The 14867-nt window shown below is 60.0% G+C and carries 19 protein-coding genes; 10 read left to right on the top strand and 9 right to left on the bottom strand.

Features of this window, described 5'->3' with window-relative positions; all coding sequences use genetic code 11:
* The first annotated feature begins 13 nt into the window (after window positions 1-13).
* Window positions 14-985: a L,D-transpeptidase family protein gene (locus ACP7B3_RS13775; RefSeq protein WP_145163219.1), complete on the top strand. Its 972-nt coding sequence runs from the start codon at window positions 14-16 to the stop codon at window positions 983-985.
* 134 nt (window positions 986-1119) lie between these two features.
* Here the strand turns inward: ACP7B3_RS13775 and oprI are convergent, their stop codons facing one another.
* A complete protein-coding gene (gene oprI, locus ACP7B3_RS13770; protein WP_003172710.1) occupies window positions 1120-1371 on the bottom strand; it encodes an outer membrane lipoprotei OprI in 252 nt (83 codons plus the stop codon).
* A gap of 612 nt (window positions 1372-1983) precedes the next feature.
* Here oprI and ACP7B3_RS13765 point away from each other — a divergent pair.
* Window positions 1984-2265: a GNAT family N-acetyltransferase gene (locus ACP7B3_RS13765; RefSeq protein ID WP_003189869.1), complete on the top strand. Its 282-nt coding sequence runs from the start codon at window positions 1984-1986 to the stop codon at window positions 2263-2265.
* A gap of 66 nt (window positions 2266-2331) precedes the next feature.
* Here ACP7B3_RS13765 and ACP7B3_RS13760 read toward each other — a convergent pair whose 3' ends face one another.
* Window positions 2332-3408, bottom strand: coding sequence for a 3-deoxy-7-phosphoheptulonate synthase (locus tag ACP7B3_RS13760; protein ID WP_145163221.1), 1077 nt, complete (start codon window positions 3406-3408; stop codon window positions 2332-2334).
* A gap of 131 nt (window positions 3409-3539) precedes the next feature.
* Complete coding sequence (locus tag ACP7B3_RS13755; protein WP_106576830.1) at window positions 3540-3974, bottom strand: PilZ domain-containing protein; 435 nt, start codon at window positions 3972-3974, stop codon at window positions 3540-3542.
* Here ACP7B3_RS13755 and ACP7B3_RS13750 point away from each other — a divergent pair.
* The 5 genes from ACP7B3_RS13750 (at window position 3973) to cysB (ending at window position 7896) form a co-directional block, all read left to right on the top strand.
* Window positions 3973-4359, top strand: coding sequence for a thioredoxin (locus ACP7B3_RS13750; protein WP_426179181.1), 387 nt, complete (start codon window positions 3973-3975; stop codon window positions 4357-4359). The two genes, ACP7B3_RS13755 and ACP7B3_RS13750, sit on opposite strands and share 2 nt — an antisense overlap.
* Complete coding sequence (locus ACP7B3_RS13745; protein ID WP_426179179.1) at window positions 4356-5318, top strand: putative 2-dehydropantoate 2-reductase; 963 nt, start codon at window positions 4356-4358, stop codon at window positions 5316-5318. The genes ACP7B3_RS13750 and ACP7B3_RS13745 overlap by 4 nt, the downstream gene beginning before the upstream one ends.
* A gap of 15 nt (window positions 5319-5333) precedes the next feature.
* Window positions 5334-6251: a 5'-nucleotidase gene (locus tag ACP7B3_RS13740; RefSeq protein WP_145163225.1), complete on the top strand. Its 918-nt coding sequence runs from the start codon at window positions 5334-5336 to the stop codon at window positions 6249-6251.
* Window positions 6252-6317: 66 nt separating this feature from the next.
* Window positions 6318-6818, top strand: a complete 501-nt coding sequence (locus ACP7B3_RS13735; protein ID WP_426179177.1) for a universal stress protein — start codon at window positions 6318-6320, stop codon at window positions 6816-6818.
* Between the two features lie 103 nt (window positions 6819-6921).
* Complete coding sequence (cysB, locus tag ACP7B3_RS13730; protein WP_003189876.1) at window positions 6922-7896, top strand: HTH-type transcriptional regulator CysB; 975 nt, start codon at window positions 6922-6924, stop codon at window positions 7894-7896.
* Between the two features lie 5 nt (window positions 7897-7901).
* Here the strand turns inward: cysB and ACP7B3_RS13725 are convergent, their stop codons facing one another.
* Entirely contained in the window at window positions 7902-8384 is a 483-nt protein-coding gene (locus tag ACP7B3_RS13725; protein WP_200623094.1) for a GreA/GreB family elongation factor, read from the bottom strand.
* Between the two features lie 5 nt (window positions 8385-8389).
* The gene (locus ACP7B3_RS13720; protein WP_145163230.1) at window positions 8390-8761 is read right to left on the bottom strand and encodes a hypothetical protein; all 372 of its coding nucleotides are present in this window, start codon (window positions 8759-8761) and stop codon (window positions 8390-8392) included.
* A 132-nt stretch (window positions 8762-8893) separates the two neighbouring features.
* Between ACP7B3_RS13720 and earP the strand changes: the two genes are divergently transcribed.
* Together earP and ACP7B3_RS13710 are read left to right on the top strand one after the other, a co-directional pair.
* The gene (earP, locus tag ACP7B3_RS13715; protein WP_426179174.1) at window positions 8894-10027 is read left to right on the top strand and encodes an elongation factor P maturation arginine rhamnosyltransferase EarP; all 1134 of its coding nucleotides are present in this window, start codon (window positions 8894-8896) and stop codon (window positions 10025-10027) included.
* Between the two features lie 49 nt (window positions 10028-10076).
* Window positions 10077-10649 carry an elongation factor P gene (locus tag ACP7B3_RS13710; RefSeq protein WP_003218698.1) on the top strand — a complete coding sequence of 191 codons (573 nt, stop codon included), beginning with the start codon at window positions 10077-10079 and terminating at the stop codon, window positions 10647-10649.
* Between the two features lie 266 nt (window positions 10650-10915).
* Here ACP7B3_RS13710 and ACP7B3_RS13705 read toward each other — a convergent pair whose 3' ends face one another.
* The 3 genes from ACP7B3_RS13705 to ACP7B3_RS13695 all read right to left on the bottom strand — a co-directional run bounded on the left by ACP7B3_RS13705 (window position 10916) and on the right by ACP7B3_RS13695 (window position 13073).
* Window positions 10916-11335, bottom strand: coding sequence for an organic hydroperoxide resistance protein (locus tag ACP7B3_RS13705; RefSeq protein WP_034126737.1), 420 nt, complete (start codon window positions 11333-11335; stop codon window positions 10916-10918).
* Between the two features lie 254 nt (window positions 11336-11589).
* Window positions 11590-12042: a MarR family winged helix-turn-helix transcriptional regulator gene (locus ACP7B3_RS13700; protein ID WP_179606946.1), complete on the bottom strand. Its 453-nt coding sequence runs from the start codon at window positions 12040-12042 to the stop codon at window positions 11590-11592.
* An 80-nt stretch (window positions 12043-12122) separates the two neighbouring features.
* The gene (locus ACP7B3_RS13695; protein ID WP_426179171.1) at window positions 12123-13073 is read right to left on the bottom strand and encodes a LysR family transcriptional regulator; all 951 of its coding nucleotides are present in this window, start codon (window positions 13071-13073) and stop codon (window positions 12123-12125) included.
* A 108-nt stretch (window positions 13074-13181) separates the two neighbouring features.
* Here ACP7B3_RS13695 and ACP7B3_RS13690 point away from each other — a divergent pair, with 108 nt between their 5' ends.
* On the top strand, window positions 13182-13931 hold the full coding sequence (locus ACP7B3_RS13690) for a sulfite exporter TauE/SafE family protein (protein WP_145165129.1): 750 nt from the start codon (window positions 13182-13184) through the stop codon (window positions 13929-13931).
* Here the strand turns inward: ACP7B3_RS13690 and ACP7B3_RS13685 are convergent.
* Window positions 13921-14775 (bottom strand): LysR family transcriptional regulator, encoded by an 855-nt coding sequence (locus ACP7B3_RS13685; RefSeq protein WP_145165127.1) that lies wholly within the window; start codon window positions 14773-14775, stop codon window positions 13921-13923. The two genes, ACP7B3_RS13690 and ACP7B3_RS13685, sit on opposite strands and share 11 nt — an antisense overlap.
* Window positions 14776-14867 lie beyond the last annotated feature (92 nt).

Here is a 14867-nt window from a genome sequence, read left to right as displayed (position 1 = left end):
AAGGATTTTCCGGATGTTGTCGCGCCTTTCCGTCGTTTCCTGCTGCCTGTCCCTCGCTGCGCTCTGTGCAGCCGGTTCGGCATCAGCGCTGCAGTTGCCCTTGCCGCCGCCAGGTGAAGACATTGTCGGTCAGGTTCAGGTGATCAAGGCCAAGTACGAAGACACCTTCGCCGACCTTGGCACCACCTACGACCTGGGTTATTCGGAAATGGTCGCGGCCAACCCTGGCGTCGACGCCTGGTTGCCGGGGGCCGGTACCGAGATCGTGCTGCCGACGCGTTTCATCCTGCCGCCGGGTCCTCGCGAAGGCATTGTGATCAACCTGGCGGAATACCGGCTTTACTATTACCCCAAGGGCCAGAATGTGGTTTACACGTTCCCCTTGGGCATCGGCCGTGAAGGCTGGGGTTCGCCGGTCGCGCACACCACCATCACTGGCAAGATCCCCAACCCGACTTGGACGCCGCCCGCGTCGATCAAGGCCGAGCACGCTGCCAATGGTGACCCGCTGCCTAACGTGGTGCCTGCCGGACCGGACAACCCACTGGGCCCGTTCAAGTTCACCTTGGGCACGCCGGGTTACTTGATTCACGGCTCCAACATGAAATTTGGTATCGGCACGCGTACAAGCCACGGCTGCTTCCGCATGTTCAACAACAATGTGCTGGAGATGGCCGACATGGTGCCGGTCGGCACATCGGTGCGCATCATCAATGATGCCTACAAGTTCGGCAGCAGTGGCGGCAAGGTCTACCTTGAGGCGCATACACCGCTGAACGATGACGGCACGCCGTCCGTGGTCGACAAGCACACGGCGGTCATCAATGCTTTGCTCAAGCGCGAAGACCTGGCCAATAACCTGCGGGTGAACTGGGATCAGGTGCGCGATGTGGTGGCGGCCGAAGACGGTCTGCCAACGGAGATTGGTGTACCAGGCGCCACTGCGCCGGTGGCGTCCAGCACGCCGGTCGATCTGCAGCAGTAAGCCTGCTCGATCCCTGGCCCGCCTCAGCCTTGCGCTGCGGCGGGCTTTTTATTGCGCGGGCTTCAGGGCCGAATCCCGGGCAATAAAAAGCCGACCCAAGAATGGATCGGCTTGATAACAACCCCGAAGGATTATTACTTGCGGCTTGCTTTTTCAAGCATGCGCAGAGCGCGCTCGTTAGCTTCGTCAGCAGTCTGTTGTGCTTTTTGAGCAGCAGCCAGAGCTTCATCAGCTTTACGGTAGGCTTCGTCTGCACGAGCCTGGGAGCGAGCTGCTGCGTCTTCAGTTGCAGTCAGACGAGCTTCGGTTTCTTTGGAGACGCTGCTGCAACCGGTAGCCAGAACTGCGGCCAGAGCCAGAGCAGAGAATTTCAGAACGTTGTTCATCGTGTTCCCCTTCAAGGACTTTCTATTAAATGGCTACTTTCTCAGAGTGAGCGGATAGCCGGCGTACATACTACTCATTACTTGTAGTAAGTAAACTGACGTAGCGCAAGAAGCAAAAAAAATTCTTGCGCCGAATCTGTTTTGGCTAATCTTCAGGAGGTTTGTATAAAAACCCTCCAGATTTTTTCATTTCCCTGGGAACTCGATCCAGGCTGAGAGGTCCGGCCCGCATGTGCCGGGTCCGGTAAACAGGTAAAGATTTATATATCGAGGTTGACACTTTTTTTCAGTGGGCCGTTACCGCCTCGCGCATCTTTTGCGTATGTAGAGGTGACTTTAAGAGCGGCAGTTCGTCTCAAGATTCAACTGCCGGCAATGTTCAGGCTATCGATCACTGATTGATCGAGGCCCTTTCTGTAACCGCCAGCGGCAAGGGATGACGAGTGCGCCTTGAGCTATTGCAGCATTGGTGACTACTATTCCCTACGTGCTGGTTGTGAGCGCTATAGGTTTTCTCGTTGTCGAAACCGGCACGGGGTGGCGTAGATGTTCCTTCGCCGGAAAAACATCGGTAAGGTAGGGGTCAAAATCCAAGACCCGCGAGGAGTAGTGATGAGCGAGGCGTTGTCCATCCACCATGACCAGGCAGGTCATCAGTTCGAGACCAATGTGGACGGTCATCGTGCCTATCTGACCTATATGGACCTCGGTAAACAGACCCTGGATATCTATCGCACCTTCGTGCCCAACGCGTTGCGGGGCCGTGGCATTGCTGCGGCGTTGACCGAAGAAGCGTTGAAGTTCGCCGAAGAGGCCGGCTACACGGTGATCCCCTCGTGCTCTTATGTAGAGCGCTACATGGAGCGCCACCAGCGCCATGCCGCGAAGCTGTAACTGAGCGACCGCACCACGAAAAACGCCGGGCTAAGCCCGGCGTTTTTGTGTGCGCGATTCAGCGGTTCAAGTGCGTTTGCGTTTCGGCAATACGTCCTTGAGCTTGGCGTGCATGCTGCGCAGGGTGGTTTCGGTGGCGGACCAGTCGATGCACGCATCGGTGATCGACACGCCGTACTGCAAGTCGGCCAGGTCTTTTGGAATGGCCTGGCAACCCCAGTTCAGATGGCTCTCGACCATCAGGCCGATAATCGACTGGTTGCCTTCGAGGATCTGGTTGGCGACGTTTTCCATTACCAGTGGCTGCAGGGCCGGGTCCTTGTTGGAGTTGGCGTGGCTGCAGTCGACCATGATGTTCGGCTTGATGTTGGCCTTGTTCAGCGCCTGCTCGCACAGCGCAACGCTGACCGAATCATAGTTGGGTTTGCCGTTGCCGCCGCGCAAGACCACGTGACCATAGGCGTTGCCCTTGGTGGTGACGATGGACACGCCACCTTCCTGGTTGATACCCAGGAAGCGGTGCGGGCTGGACACCGATTGCAGCGCGTTGATCGCGACGGTCAGGCCGCCATCGGTGCCGTTTTTGAAACCCACGGCCGAAGACAGGCCGGACGCCATTTCGCGGTGAGTCTGGGATTCGGTGGTGCGCGCGCCGATGGCCGACCAGCTGATCAGGTCCTGCAGGTACTGCGGGGAGATCGGGTCGAGGGCTTCGGTGGCGGTGGGCAGGCCCATTTCGGCCAGGTCCAGCAGCAATTGACGACCGATGTGCAAGCCGTCCTGAATCTTGAACGAGTCGTCCAGGTACGGGTCGTTGATCAAACCTTTCCAGCCGACGGTAGTGCGCGGTTTCTCGAAGTAGACGCGCATCACCAGGTACAAGGTGTCGGACACTTCAGCCGCGAGCACTTTGAGGCGCTCGGCGTATTCGTGGGCAGCCTTGAGGTCGTGGATCGAGCAAGGGCCGATCACCACAAAGAGGCGGTGGTCGGTGCCGTCGAGAATGTCACGGATGACTTCGCGGCCCTTGGTGACGGTCTGCAGGGCAGCGTCGCTCAAAGGGATTTCGCGCTTGAGCTGATCGGGCGTGATCAGGGTCTCGTTGGATTCGACGTTAAGGTCATTGATCGGTAAATCAGCCATCGTGTTACTCGTCAGGGTCACGGGTGCCGGCCGCCAGCCATCCCCGTGCGGCGGAGCACAGCATGATTTGAATGCAGGGGGGAGGAACCTTAGCGCGTAACACGGGCCCGCGACAATGGGCAAAACCGGCTTTAATCCAGCGCCGGCGCCACAAAAGTCTCGCGGGAGAACTCACCGGCATGGCGCGAGACCCACTCGCGAGCCATGGCTTCGAGTTGCGCAGGCGTCGGCTCGGCGTCTTCATGCAAGCGGCAGTAGCGTTCGATCTGGCACACTTGCTCGCCCATTCGCGCACCGAACAAGGCGTGCTCATCGGTAAAAGAGATGCCGATGCGATAGCCTTTTTCAAGCTTGCGACACCAGGCAACATAGCCCGGATAACGGGCGCTGGCGCCCAGGGAGGGGATGCGCAGATCAACCGCCGTACCCTGGCGCCAGGCACGCGGGCAATTGCAGGCGACGCCGCCCAGGCCGATAGTGTGCAGGCGTTGGCGGGGAATGGCAGGAGCGGGGCGTTGGATTAACTCGACAGCGACATCATCAGGGTGAGGTAAAAAACGACCCATGTACACGGACTCCGAGCACCGTCCAGTTGACGGCGGTGGCAGCAGTATAGTGAAGGAACTGGAATTGACCGACCTGGATATTGACCAGCAACTGCTGGGATTGCCAGGTATTTCGCTGGTGGTATTTACCAGTGTCGGTTGTTCCAGTTGCCGCTGGGCACGCCAGCAGCTGCCCGGCTGGCGTTTGCCGGTCGACCGCGTGTGCTGGGTGGATGCCGGGCACAACGGCGGTGCGGTCGAGCGCTACCAGATCTTTCATTTGCCCGCGTTGTTCCTCGTGTGCGAGGGTCAATTTCTTGGGCAGTTGCACACCCGTCTTGCACTGGCCGACCTCATCGAGGCAGTGAATCAAGCACTTACCCGCACACCAGAGGATTTGCCATGACCGCAGTTGCATCCCCGTCGCCACGCATTGGCATTATCGGCACCGGTGCTATCGGTGGGTTCTACGGCGTGATGCTGGCGCGTGCCGGGTTCGACGTGCACTTCCTGTTGCGCAGCGAATACGCGGCGGTCAGCGAGCACGGCCTGCACCTCAACAGTACGCTGCATGGCAAGTTGCACCTGCACCCGGTGCAGGCCTACGCCCGCGCTGCGGACATGCCGGCGTGCGACTGGCTGCTGGTGGGCACCAAATCCACCGGTAACGTGGACCTCGCGCCGACCATTGCCCAGGTCGCCGCCCCGGACGCCAAGGTGGTGCTGTTGCAAAACGGCCTCGACGTCGAGGACAGCCTGCGCGAACACCTGCCGCCGTCGCTGCACTTGCTGGGTGGCCTGTGCTACATCGGCGTGCACCGCTCTGCGCCGGGCGTCGTCGAGCATCAGGCCTTGGGCCGGGTCAATCTTGGTTACCACAGCGGCACAGCGGCCAACGATGAATCGCGCCAGCAGGCGATTGTCGAAGAGGGCGCCGCGCTGTTTCACCAGGCCGGTATCGAGTCCCAGGCCATGGCCAACGTGCACCTGGCCCGCTGGCATAAGCTGGTGTGGAATGTGCCGTATAACGGCCTCTCCGTGTTGCTGGGCACTGGCACCACCGCGTTGATGGCTGATGAATCGAGCCGCGAGTTGATCCAGGCATTGATGGCTGAAGTGGTCAAAGGCGCGCACGCCTGCGGCCATGAAATCCCTGCCAGTTACGCCGAGCAGATGTTCGCCATGACCGAAACCATGGACGACTACCTGCCCAGCATGTATCACGACCATGTGCACAAACGTCCGCTGGAACTGGCGGCGATCTACGCCCGGCCATTGGCCGCGGCAAAAGCGGCGGGTTGCGAATTGCCACGCATGCAGGCGCTTTACCAGGCCTTGAGTTTTATTGATCGGCACAACCGCTGATTCGGGGGAAACACCATGGCGAAGGGATTGGGCGACAAACTGGTGCTGGCGATTTCGTCGCGTGCACTGTTCGACCTGAGCGACAGTCACAAGGTCTACTTGGCCGAAGGGGTAGAGGCTTACCGCAAGTACCAGATCGAGCACGAGGAAGAAACCCTCGAGCCCGGCGACGCCTTCCCTTTGGTCAAGAAGCTCTTGAGCCTTAACGCCAGCCTGGGCCGGGCCCGCGTCGAAGTGGTGCTGGTGTCGCGCAACAGTGCCGACACCGGCTTGCGCGTGTTCAATTCGATCCAGCATTACGGCCTGGATATCTCCCGTGCCGCGTTCGTCGGCGGGCGCAGTCCCTATCCTTACCTGGCCGCATTTGGCTGCCACCTGTTTCTGTCGACCCATGCCGAAGATGTGCGCAGTGCACTGGATGCCGGGTTTGCCGCGGCGACGATTCTGTCGGGCGGCCCGCATCGGGCCTCGAGTGAGGAATTGCGGATTGCGTTCGACGGTGATGCGGTGCTGTTTTCCGATGAGTCCGAGCGTGTCTATCAATCAGGCGGGCTGGAGGCGTTTCTGGCCAACGAGCGCGAGTCGGCGCGCCAGCCGTTGCACGGTGGTCCGTTCAAGGGGTTTCTGGCGGCGCTTAACGTGTTGCAGAGCGAGTTCGCAGACGAGGCGTGCCCGATTCGCACAGCGTTGGTCACCGCGCGTTCGGCGCCGTCCCACGAGCGGGTGATTCGTACCCTGCGCGAATGGGATATCCGTCTGGACGAGTCGTTGTTCCTCGGTGGTCTGGAGAAATCCGCGTTTCTGGAGGCGTTCGCCGCCGATGTGTTTTTCGATGACCAGGCCGGTCATTGCGAGAAGGCCAGGGAAGTGGTGGCCACCGGGCATGTGCCCCATGGCATCAGCAATGAGTTGAAAATCCACACCGAGAGCTGAGCCCCAGTCCCGCAGGCGCTGCTAAGCTCATTCAATCCCCGCCATCCTGGCCGTCCAGGAGGTTCTATGATTCGTTCGATGCTGTACGCCACGGACCTCGGTCTGTATGCGCCCTATGTCATGCAGCATGCGCTGGCACTGGCCCGAACGTTCAAGGCGGATTTGTATGTGATTCATGTGGTCGAGCCGCTCGGGCTGTTCGCCGAATCGGTGTTGCAAAGCTACCTTGATGAGAAAGCCCTGAACGAATGGCAGAGCCAGGGGCTGACCACGGTGATGGCAACCATCGAGCGGCGGGTGCTGGACAGTTTTCGCGAGGAGCTGGGGGAAGGGGAGCAGGACCTGAAATTGATTCGCTCGGTGCGCGTGATCCAGGGCGACCCGTGCGAGGTGATTCTCGACCAGCTGCGAAAACTTTCCGTCGACTTGTTGATCGTAGGAAGTCACAGCCACGCAACGGCCGCTGCCACGCCGCTGGGGCGCACGGCCGCCAGGGTGCTGCAGTTGGCGACAGTGCCGGTTTATATGGTGCCCTCGCTGCAGCGCCGGCGCAGTGACGATGCCTGATCGGTAAAAACGATAAAAAGTTCTAGATTTATCCGTCTAACCTTTAATATAGTTATATACCGTCGCTGATACCCGTGGCGTCTATCTGCTTTGAGGGACACATATGAAGCTTCAACAACTGCGCTACATCTGGGAAGTGGCGCACCACGACCTCAACGTTTCCGCTACCGCTCAAAGCCTTTACACCTCGCAACCCGGTATCAGCAAGCAGATCCGCCTGCTCGAAGACGAGCTGGGCGTCGAAGTGTTCGCGCGCAGCGGCAAGCACTTGACCCGCGTCACCCCGGCCGGCGAGCGCATCATCACCACCGCCGGCGAGATCCTGCGCAAAGTCGAAAGCATCAAGCAGATTGCCCAGGAATTCTCCAACGAGAAAAAAGGCACCCTGTCGATCGCCACCACGCACACCCAGGCGCGTTATGCCTTGCCGCCGGTGATCCGCGATTTCATCAAGCAATACCCGGACGTCGCCCTGCACATGCACCAGGGATCGCCGATGCAGATCGCCGAGATGGCCGCTGACGGCACTGTCGATTTCGCCATCGCCACCGAAGCCCTCGAGCTGTTCGGCGACCTGGTGATGATGCCGTGCTACCGCTGGAACCGTTGCGTGGTCGTGCCCCAGGGTCACCCGTTGGCCAAGCTGCCGAAGTTGACCCTCGAAGCCCTGGCCGAATACCCGATCGTGACTTACGTGTTCGGTTTCACCGGCCGCTCCAAGCTCGACGAAGCCTTCAGCCATCGCGGCCTTACGCCGAAAGTGGTGTTTACCGCAGCCGACGCCGACGTGATCAAGACTTACGTCCGACTGGGCCTGGGCGTGGGTATCGTGGCCAAGATGGCGGTCGATACCAACCTCGACAAAGACCTGGTGGTGCTCGACGCCAGCGAGCTGTTCGAGTCCAGCGTGACCAAGATCGGTTTCCGTCGTGGCACGTTCCTGCGTGGCTTCATGTGCGACTTCATCGAGAAATTCGCGCCGCACCTGACCCGCGAAGTCATGGCCAAGGCGATCCAGTGCCACAACAAGCAAGAACTGGAAGAGCTGTTTGACGGCGTAGAACTGCCCGTCCACTGAGTGGCTTATCGGGCCTCGGTAACCGTAAAGTGTTGCCGGGCGCCCGCCACCAGAATCTCCACCTCATCACCCTCGAACTTGCCCAGCAGGCTTTTGCCCAGCGGCGAGCGCGGGGTGATGACGGTCACCGGTTGCCCCACTACGTCGACTTTCAAGCCCGCCGCATCCGGCGCCAGGAACAGCCACTGCTGGCGACCGTTCTCGTCTTCCAAACCCAGTAGCGCGCCGACTTCTATGCCGCGCTGATCGTCGTAAGCACGCAACTGCAGGTTCTGGCACAGCGCCAGCGATTGCTTGATTTCTTCGACGCGCTTGGCTTGCCCGGCCGCGAGGTAAGACGCCTCCAGCCCCAGCGTGTCGTATTTGTTCTCGGCGATATTCTCTTCGTGGGTCGCGGTCTCGTAGGCGGTCTGCGCGGCGCGCTGGGCAATGTCGAGGTCGACGGTGAGTTTTTCCAGGATCAACTGGAGGACGGCGTGCTTATTCATGGGCATCAATCGCAGAATTGCAGGACATTCGCCTTGCTCTTTTCATTGGGCGCGTTCTGGTCCTGTTGCAGCCAGAACTGGCATTTGGGATTGGACAGGTTGCGCGCGTTGTTGCGCGCCTGGTCCAGGGTTTGCTGTTGTTCCTGCTTGCGAAGGTTTTCCTGGTACTGCTCGAACATACGGTTCGGCGGCTCTGGCGCAACAACGCTGGCGGGCTTGCCCAGTTGCTGGACGGCCTGCGCCACCGGCGCCAGGCTTTGCGGGAACACGTAGCGCGACGCCAACCACGTGGTCAGCACAATGGCGATAAACCCCAGCCACAGGCCGAACGCCACTGCGATACTGAGCTTGAACAGCGACAACGAACGATCAGACATAGTGGCCTCCTGGTGGGCATTTGCGGCGTGGCGGCGATTGTCGCACAGCCACTGTGCAGAATAATCGCGATCAAGCCTTCTGCATCGGCGCATTTATGCGGACAATCGAGCCTTTGAGTGTTGGAGCCCGGAATGAAAGCCCGCTGGGATATTTTTTGCAGCGTCGTCGACAACTACGGCGACATCGGCGTGACCTGGCGCCTGGCCCGGCAATTGGTGGTGGAGCACGCCTGCGACGTGCGCTTGTGGGTCGATGACTTGCGTGCTTTTGAACGCATGTGCCCAGAGATTGATGTGCAACTGAACCAGCAATGGCAGGAGGGCGTAGAGGTGTGCCATTGGCCGGCACAATGGCGCGACACGCCTTGCGCCGATGTAGTGATCGCAGCCTTTGCCTGCCAGTTGCCACCTGAGTACATGGAAGCCATGGCCGCTCGCGACCGCACGCCATTGTGGATGAACCTGGACTACCTCAGCGCCGAAGACTGGGTGGTGGGTTGCCATCGCCTGCCGTCGGTGAAGTTCAAGGGCGTACAGAAGTATTTCTTCTTTCCTGGCTTTCGGCCGGGCACTGGCGGGCTTTTACGCGAAGGCGGCTTGCTGGAGCAGCGTCAGGCTTTTCAAGAGGATCGCGCCGCACAGCGACAATTCCTGCAAGCGCTGGGCGTATTTCCGGCAGATGGCGCGCGTTTGATGTCGCTGTTCGCCTACGAAAACGCCGGGCTCGCCCGTTGGCTGGACGTGCTGGCGACGGACGGGCGTGCCACTCATCTGTTGGTGCCGGAAGGCCGCATCCTTGGCGATGTGCAGCGCTGGCTCGGCGTGGAAGGGCTTGCGGTGGGGGCGGTGCATCAGCGCGATGCCCTGACGGTGCAGGTGTTGCCGTTCGTACGCCAGGAGCAATATGACCGCCTGCTGTGGTGCTGCGACTTCAACGCCGTGCGCGGCGAAGACTCGTTCGTACGGGCCCAATGGGCCGGGCGGCCGATGCTGTGGCACATCTATCGCCAGGACGAAGACATCCATCTGGACAAGCTCGATGCCTTCCTGCAGCTGTACACCGGCGCCTTATCGCCCGCCGCCAAGGCAGCGGTGGTTGCCCTTTGGCAAGCCTGGAACGCTGATGGCGATATGGCACAACCGTGGAAAATGCTGCTGGAGCACTGGCCAGAGGTGTGTCAGAACGCCCAGGCGTGGTGTCTGGAACAAGGCTTGCAGGCTGATCTTGCGACGGCGCTGGTACAGTTTTATGAAAGTTGGATATGATACGCGACCTTGATTTTTGTAAATCCCATCCAAATTTCGGATATACGCAATGAAAACTGGTAAAGAACTGAAACCCGGTACAGTGATCCGTCTCGAAAACGACCCTTGGCTGGTTCAGAAAGCTGAGTTCACCAAGTCTGGTCGTAACAGCGCAATCATGAAGACCAAGCTGAAGAACCTGCTGACCGGTTACAAGACCGAGATCGTTTACAGCGCCGACGACAAACTGGACGACGTGATCCTCGACCGCAAAGAAGCGACCCTGTCCTTCATCAGCGGCGACACCTACACGTTCATGGACACCACCGACTACACCATGTACGAGCTGAACGCTGAAGATATCGAAGCTGTTCTGCCGTTCGTTGAAGAAGGCATGGAAGACGTCTGCGAAGCGATCTTCTTCGAAGACCGCCTGGTTTCCGTAGAGCTGCCTACCACTATCGTGCGTAAAGTTGCCTACACCGAAGGTTCCGCTCGCGGCGACACTTCGGGCAAGGTCATGAAGCCTGCCAAACTGGCTAACGGTACCGAGCTGCAAGTGGCTGATTTCATCGAAATCGACGACCTGATCGAGATCGACACCCGTGAAGGTGGTTCGTACAAAGGTCGCGCCAAGAAGTAATTCTGGCCCCGCCGATACGAAAAAAAGCCCGACCTTGAGTCGGGCTTTTTCATGGGTGCCTGTTTAGTTCAGGTGTTGCTTGAGCGCTTGCGAGGCCTGCTGCAAGGCTGAACGGACTTCCGGCACCTTGGGTCGCGCCTTAGGCCTGGTTGATCGCCACCGGGTAATGCGCTTGCGGCGAACGCGGTGTTGATCGACAGCGCGAGCAGGGTGCCGAGGGCTTTACCCATTGTGTTCATGGTCTTCTCCAGTGGCGGCAAAGGGCATCAGACAGTCACGTGCAGGCGCACATCGACGTTGCCACGGGTGGCGTTGGAGTACGGGCAGACTTGGTGAGCCGCGTCGACCAGGCTTTGCGCATCATCCTGCGCCAGGCCCGGCAGGCTCACGTGCAAGTCGATGTCCAGGCCGAAACCGCCGGGGATTTGACCGATGCCGACGTGGGCAGTGATCGAAGCGTCATCCGGGATTTTGCGTTTGGTCTGGCTGGCGACGAACTTCAGCGCGCCGATGAAGCAGGCCGAGTAGCCGGCCGCGAACAGCTGCTCAGGGTTGGTGGCTTGGCCGCCGGCGCCGCCCAGCTCTTTGGGGGTGGAGAGTTTGACGTCGAGGATGTTGTCGCTGGAAACAGCACGACCATCACGGCCGCCGGTGGCGGTGGCTACTGCGGTATAGAGCGTTTGCATGGTGTCGTCCTCTTGGTTTTTAGCGCTAAATGTTTGCGCGCTAAGTAGTTGGTGAGGGCGAATGTATAGCGCTAATGTTTAGTGCGCAAGGTAAATTTACAAAAATCTTTTCCGGACGTTATTTTCTGGCACACACCCAAACAAATGTGGGAGCTGGCTTGCCTGCGATTGCGCAGTGTCAGCCAATGTATTCATGACTGATGTACCGCGATCGCAGGCAAGCCAGCTCCCACCTTTTTACTGCGTGAATGCCTTTAAATGGCGTCTTGCAGATTTCCCCGCAAGGCAATCAAATCACTTTGCAACTTGCGCAACTGCTCCAGCTGTAACCCGCTGGCGCCGAGGATGCACTGCGGGATGCCCATGGCTTTTTCCTGCAACGCACGGCCTGCCTGGGTCAATTCCACCACCACCACACGTTCATCTTCGCGGCTGCGGGTCCGGCTGAGCAGGCCTTCGGCCTCCAACCGCTTGAGCAGCGGCGTCAGCGAACCCGGATCGGTCAGCAGGCGAGTGCTGATTTCGCCAACGGTCAGACCATCCTCTTCCCACAGCACCATCATCGCCAGGTACTGCGGATAGGTCAGGCCGAGGGCTTGCAGTAGCGGCTTGTAGACCTTGGTCATCAGCAACGAAGTGGAGTGCAGGGCGAAACACAGCTGGTTATCCAGCATGAGGGATTCGCAAGGGTCGGGATTTTTGCGCATGACAGTGCCTCGAAAAAGCGTATATGGGCTGGAATCTAGCGATCAAACCTTTAATGCGCCAGATAATTCTGGCTATTGGGTCAGACCATGCCGCTTTGTAATGCCAGATCCCAGGGCGGTACCGGGCTGAAGCGGGACTTGAGGTATTCCAGCAGCAGGCGGCTGCGTGCATTGGCCTGCTGTTCCAGACGCAGCGCGTAAATGCCGGTGGTTTCCGGGCTGGGCAGACCGTTTTCGCAAAACAGCGGTAATAACTCACCACGCACCAGGTATTCACTGGCCAGCCACGTCGGCAAATGCGCGATGCCCAGCCCGGCGAGCGCGCCGCACAGCAGTGCTTCGGCATTATTGGCACTCAGGCGAATGCGTTGCGGGCGATAGGTGGCGCGGCGCCCGTCCAGCTCGAAGCGCCAGGCGAACATCGGCGCCAGGCCGTCCCAGTCGAGGCCATCATGCTCGCTCAGGTCCCGAGGATGGGTCGGCGTGCCACGGTTTTTGAGGTAAGCGGGGCTGGCGCAGGCGATGCGCACGATGCTGGCCAATGGCGTGGCAATCAAGCGGGTGTCGACGATGTGCCCGGCGCGCAGCACCAGGTCGACCTTGCCCAAGTGTGCGCCCTGCATGTCGACAAAGCTGTCGATCAAATGCAGGTGCACATCCAGCCCCGGATACACGTTCAGAAAGTCGGCAATCACCGGCGCCAAGTGCCGTCGGCCGAAGGCTGCCGGCGCGTCCACGCGGATCAGGCCCTCCGGCGCGTGGCTCAACGATACCGCCTCGGCCCGGGCCAGTTGCAACTCGCTGACAATCCGTCGCGCCCGTTCGGCAAACGCCAGGCCTGCCGGTGTTGGTACCACGGCATGGGTGCTGCGCTGAAACAAGCGGCTGCCGACCGAGCTTTCCAGGCTGTCAATGCGCCGAGCCACCGCTGAAGGGGTCAGCGGATGGCGCCGGGCAGCGGCGGAAAAACTGCCGGTTTCCAGCACATCAAGAAACAGGCTCAGTTGGTCGGTCAAGGTATTGGGATTCATGAGGAGGCGCTTATGCGAGTTCGGCACAGCCATTGTGCGTTGCTGTGCGTTTCCACGCCACAGGCGACTGCGTAGCATGCTTCGCCTGGGCTTTTGGAGTGATGCGCGGTGTTGGATTTAGCGATTTACCTGGTATTGGGCGCAGCCCTGGGCACGGTCGGCGGCCTGTTCGGCATTGGCGGCGGGCTGATTGCCATCCCGGTGCTGGGCGTGTTGTTTGGGCTGGATCAACAGCTTGCCCAAGGTACTGCGCTGGTGATGGTGGTGCCCAATGTGATGCTGGCGCTTTGGCGTTATCACCAGCGTAACCGTATCGAATTGCGCCACGCGTTGCCGTTGGGCGTCATGGGTTTCTGCTTTGCCTGGCTGGGCTCGATCTGGGCGGTGGGCCTGGACGCCGGCGCGATGCGCATCGGTTTTATTGCATTCCTGCTGACGCTCTCTGCTTACAACTTGCTGCGCATGTTCACTCGCAATGCGCCGCCGACCGCGCAGATGCGTTATTCCTGGCCTTGGCTCGGCGTGCTCGGCGCCGCCTCGGGTTCCATGGGCGGCTTGTTTGGCGTGGGTGGCGCAGTGGTGGCGACGCCGGTGCTGACCAGTCTTTTCGGTACCACCCAAGTGGTCGCTCAAGGCCTGTCGCTGGCGTTGGCGCTGCCCAGTACCAGCGTGACCCTGGTCACCTACGCCTGGCACCAGGAGGTGGATTGGATGATCGGCGTGCCATTGGCGGTCGGTGGCCTGCTCAGTATCAGTTGGGGGGTAAAAGTTGCCCACGCGCTGCCGGAACGGGTATTGCGCGGCCTGTTCTGCGGCTTTCTGGCGGTGTGCGCGGTGATGCTGACGTTTAAAGTCTGAAGCCTTCGAGGATGTATTCGGCCAGGCATTCGGTGATGGGCGAGGCCATCGCCGGGTTGCGTAGCAGGCGCAGGCTCATCGACGGCAGAGGCGGAAAGCCTTCATCGCTGCCCAGGATTCGTAAGTCGTCGGTCACCAGGCCTTCCATGCTGACCATCACCGCCAGCCCCGAGCCGACCACGGCCTGAATCGCCGCGACGTTGGAACTGTGGTACGCCAGGCGATAATCGATGCCGGCAGCATCCAGCGCGGTGCGGGTCCATTGGGTGCAAAAGCTGTCGACGCCGGAAATGGCCAGGGGCAGGGTCTCGTGCTCATCCACGCAGAAGCACGGCGCCGCCACCCAGACCATGCGCTCACTGCGCAGCAATTCGCCGATTTCATTGCCGGGCTCGCGGCTGATCACGGTCAGCGCCAGGTCGCGCCGCTGCATCAACACCGCCGACGACTCGCAGTGCATTTCGATCTGGATCAGCGGGTAGGCCTTGGAAAACCGTTTGAGAATCCCCGGCAGGAAACGCATCACGTAATCATCCGGCGTGCCGATGCGCACCAGCCCGACCATGTGAGGTTCGCGCAGGGTGTTGAACACCTCACTGTGCAGTTTCAGGATGCGCCGTGCATAACCCAGCAATACCTGGCCTTCGGCCGTCAGCCGCACTTGACGACCGTCGCGCTCGAACAGCTTGCGCTGCAGCACGTCTTCTTCGAGGCGCTTCATTTGCATGCTCACCGCCGACTGTGTGCGGTTGACCAGTTCACCGGCGCGAGTAAAGCCGCCCTGATCGGCGATGGCGACGAAGGTGCGCAGCACTTCAGTGTCGATGCTTGGGTAGCCGGACAATTGATCAATCTCCGAGATGTATTACATAAGAAACATTCGTTGGATTGATCATAGTGCCAGGCACACACTCTCGTCATCCCCATTGGAGGGCG

Source organism: Pseudomonas sp. TWRC1-2 (assembly GCF_049896685.1).
Taxonomy (GTDB): domain Bacteria; phylum Pseudomonadota; class Gammaproteobacteria; order Pseudomonadales; family Pseudomonadaceae; genus Aquipseudomonas.
The sequence above is the reverse complement of the archived record's forward strand: the minus strand, read 5'-3'. Positions and strand labels throughout refer to the sequence as shown.

Excerpts from the sequence above, each read along its gene's own strand:
- cysB (WP_003189876.1), top strand. The coding sequence starts at position 6,922 with ATGAAGCTTCAACAACTGCGCTACATCTGGGAAGTGGCGCACCACGAC.
- ACP7B3_RS13765 (WP_003189869.1), top strand. The coding sequence starts at position 1,984 with ATGAGCGAGGCGTTGTCCATCCACCATGACCAGGCAGGTCATCAGTTC.
- ACP7B3_RS13755 (WP_106576830.1), bottom strand. The coding sequence starts at position 3,974 with ATGGGTCGTTTTTTACCTCACCCTGATGATGTCGCTGTCGAGTTAATC.
- ACP7B3_RS13775 (WP_145163219.1), top strand. The coding sequence starts at position 14 with ATGTTGTCGCGCCTTTCCGTCGTTTCCTGCTGCCTGTCCCTCGCTGCG.
- ACP7B3_RS13745 (WP_426179179.1), top strand. The coding sequence starts at position 4,356 with ATGACCGCAGTTGCATCCCCGTCGCCACGCATTGGCATTATCGGCACC.
- oprI (WP_003172710.1), bottom strand. The coding sequence starts at position 1,371 with ATGAACAACGTTCTGAAATTCTCTGCTCTGGCTCTGGCCGCAGTTCTG.
- ACP7B3_RS13710 (WP_003218698.1), top strand. The coding sequence starts at position 10,077 with ATGAAAACTGGTAAAGAACTGAAACCCGGTACAGTGATCCGTCTCGAA.
- ACP7B3_RS13705 (WP_034126737.1), bottom strand. The coding sequence starts at position 11,335 with ATGCAAACGCTCTATACCGCAGTAGCCACCGCCACCGGCGGCCGTGAT.
- ACP7B3_RS13725 (WP_200623094.1), bottom strand. The coding sequence starts at position 8,384 with ATGAATAAGCACGCCGTCCTCCAGTTGATCCTGGAAAAACTCACCGTC.
- ACP7B3_RS13750 (WP_426179181.1), top strand. The coding sequence starts at position 3,973 with ATGTACACGGACTCCGAGCACCGTCCAGTTGACGGCGGTGGCAGCAGT.
- ACP7B3_RS13760 (WP_145163221.1), bottom strand. The coding sequence starts at position 3,408 with ATGGCTGATTTACCGATCAATGACCTTAACGTCGAATCCAACGAGACC.
- ACP7B3_RS13695 (WP_426179171.1), bottom strand. The coding sequence starts at position 13,073 with ATGAATCCCAATACCTTGACCGACCAACTGAGCCTGTTTCTTGATGTG.
- ACP7B3_RS13720 (WP_145163230.1), bottom strand. The coding sequence starts at position 8,761 with ATGTCTGATCGTTCGTTGTCGCTGTTCAAGCTCAGTATCGCAGTGGCG.
- ACP7B3_RS13740 (WP_145163225.1), top strand. The coding sequence starts at position 5,334 with ATGGCGAAGGGATTGGGCGACAAACTGGTGCTGGCGATTTCGTCGCGT.
- ACP7B3_RS13700 (WP_179606946.1), bottom strand. The coding sequence starts at position 12,042 with ATGCGCAAAAATCCCGACCCTTGCGAATCCCTCATGCTGGATAACCAG.
- earP (WP_426179174.1), top strand. The coding sequence starts at position 8,894 with ATGAAAGCCCGCTGGGATATTTTTTGCAGCGTCGTCGACAACTACGGC.
- ACP7B3_RS13735 (WP_426179177.1), top strand. The coding sequence starts at position 6,318 with ATGATTCGTTCGATGCTGTACGCCACGGACCTCGGTCTGTATGCGCCC.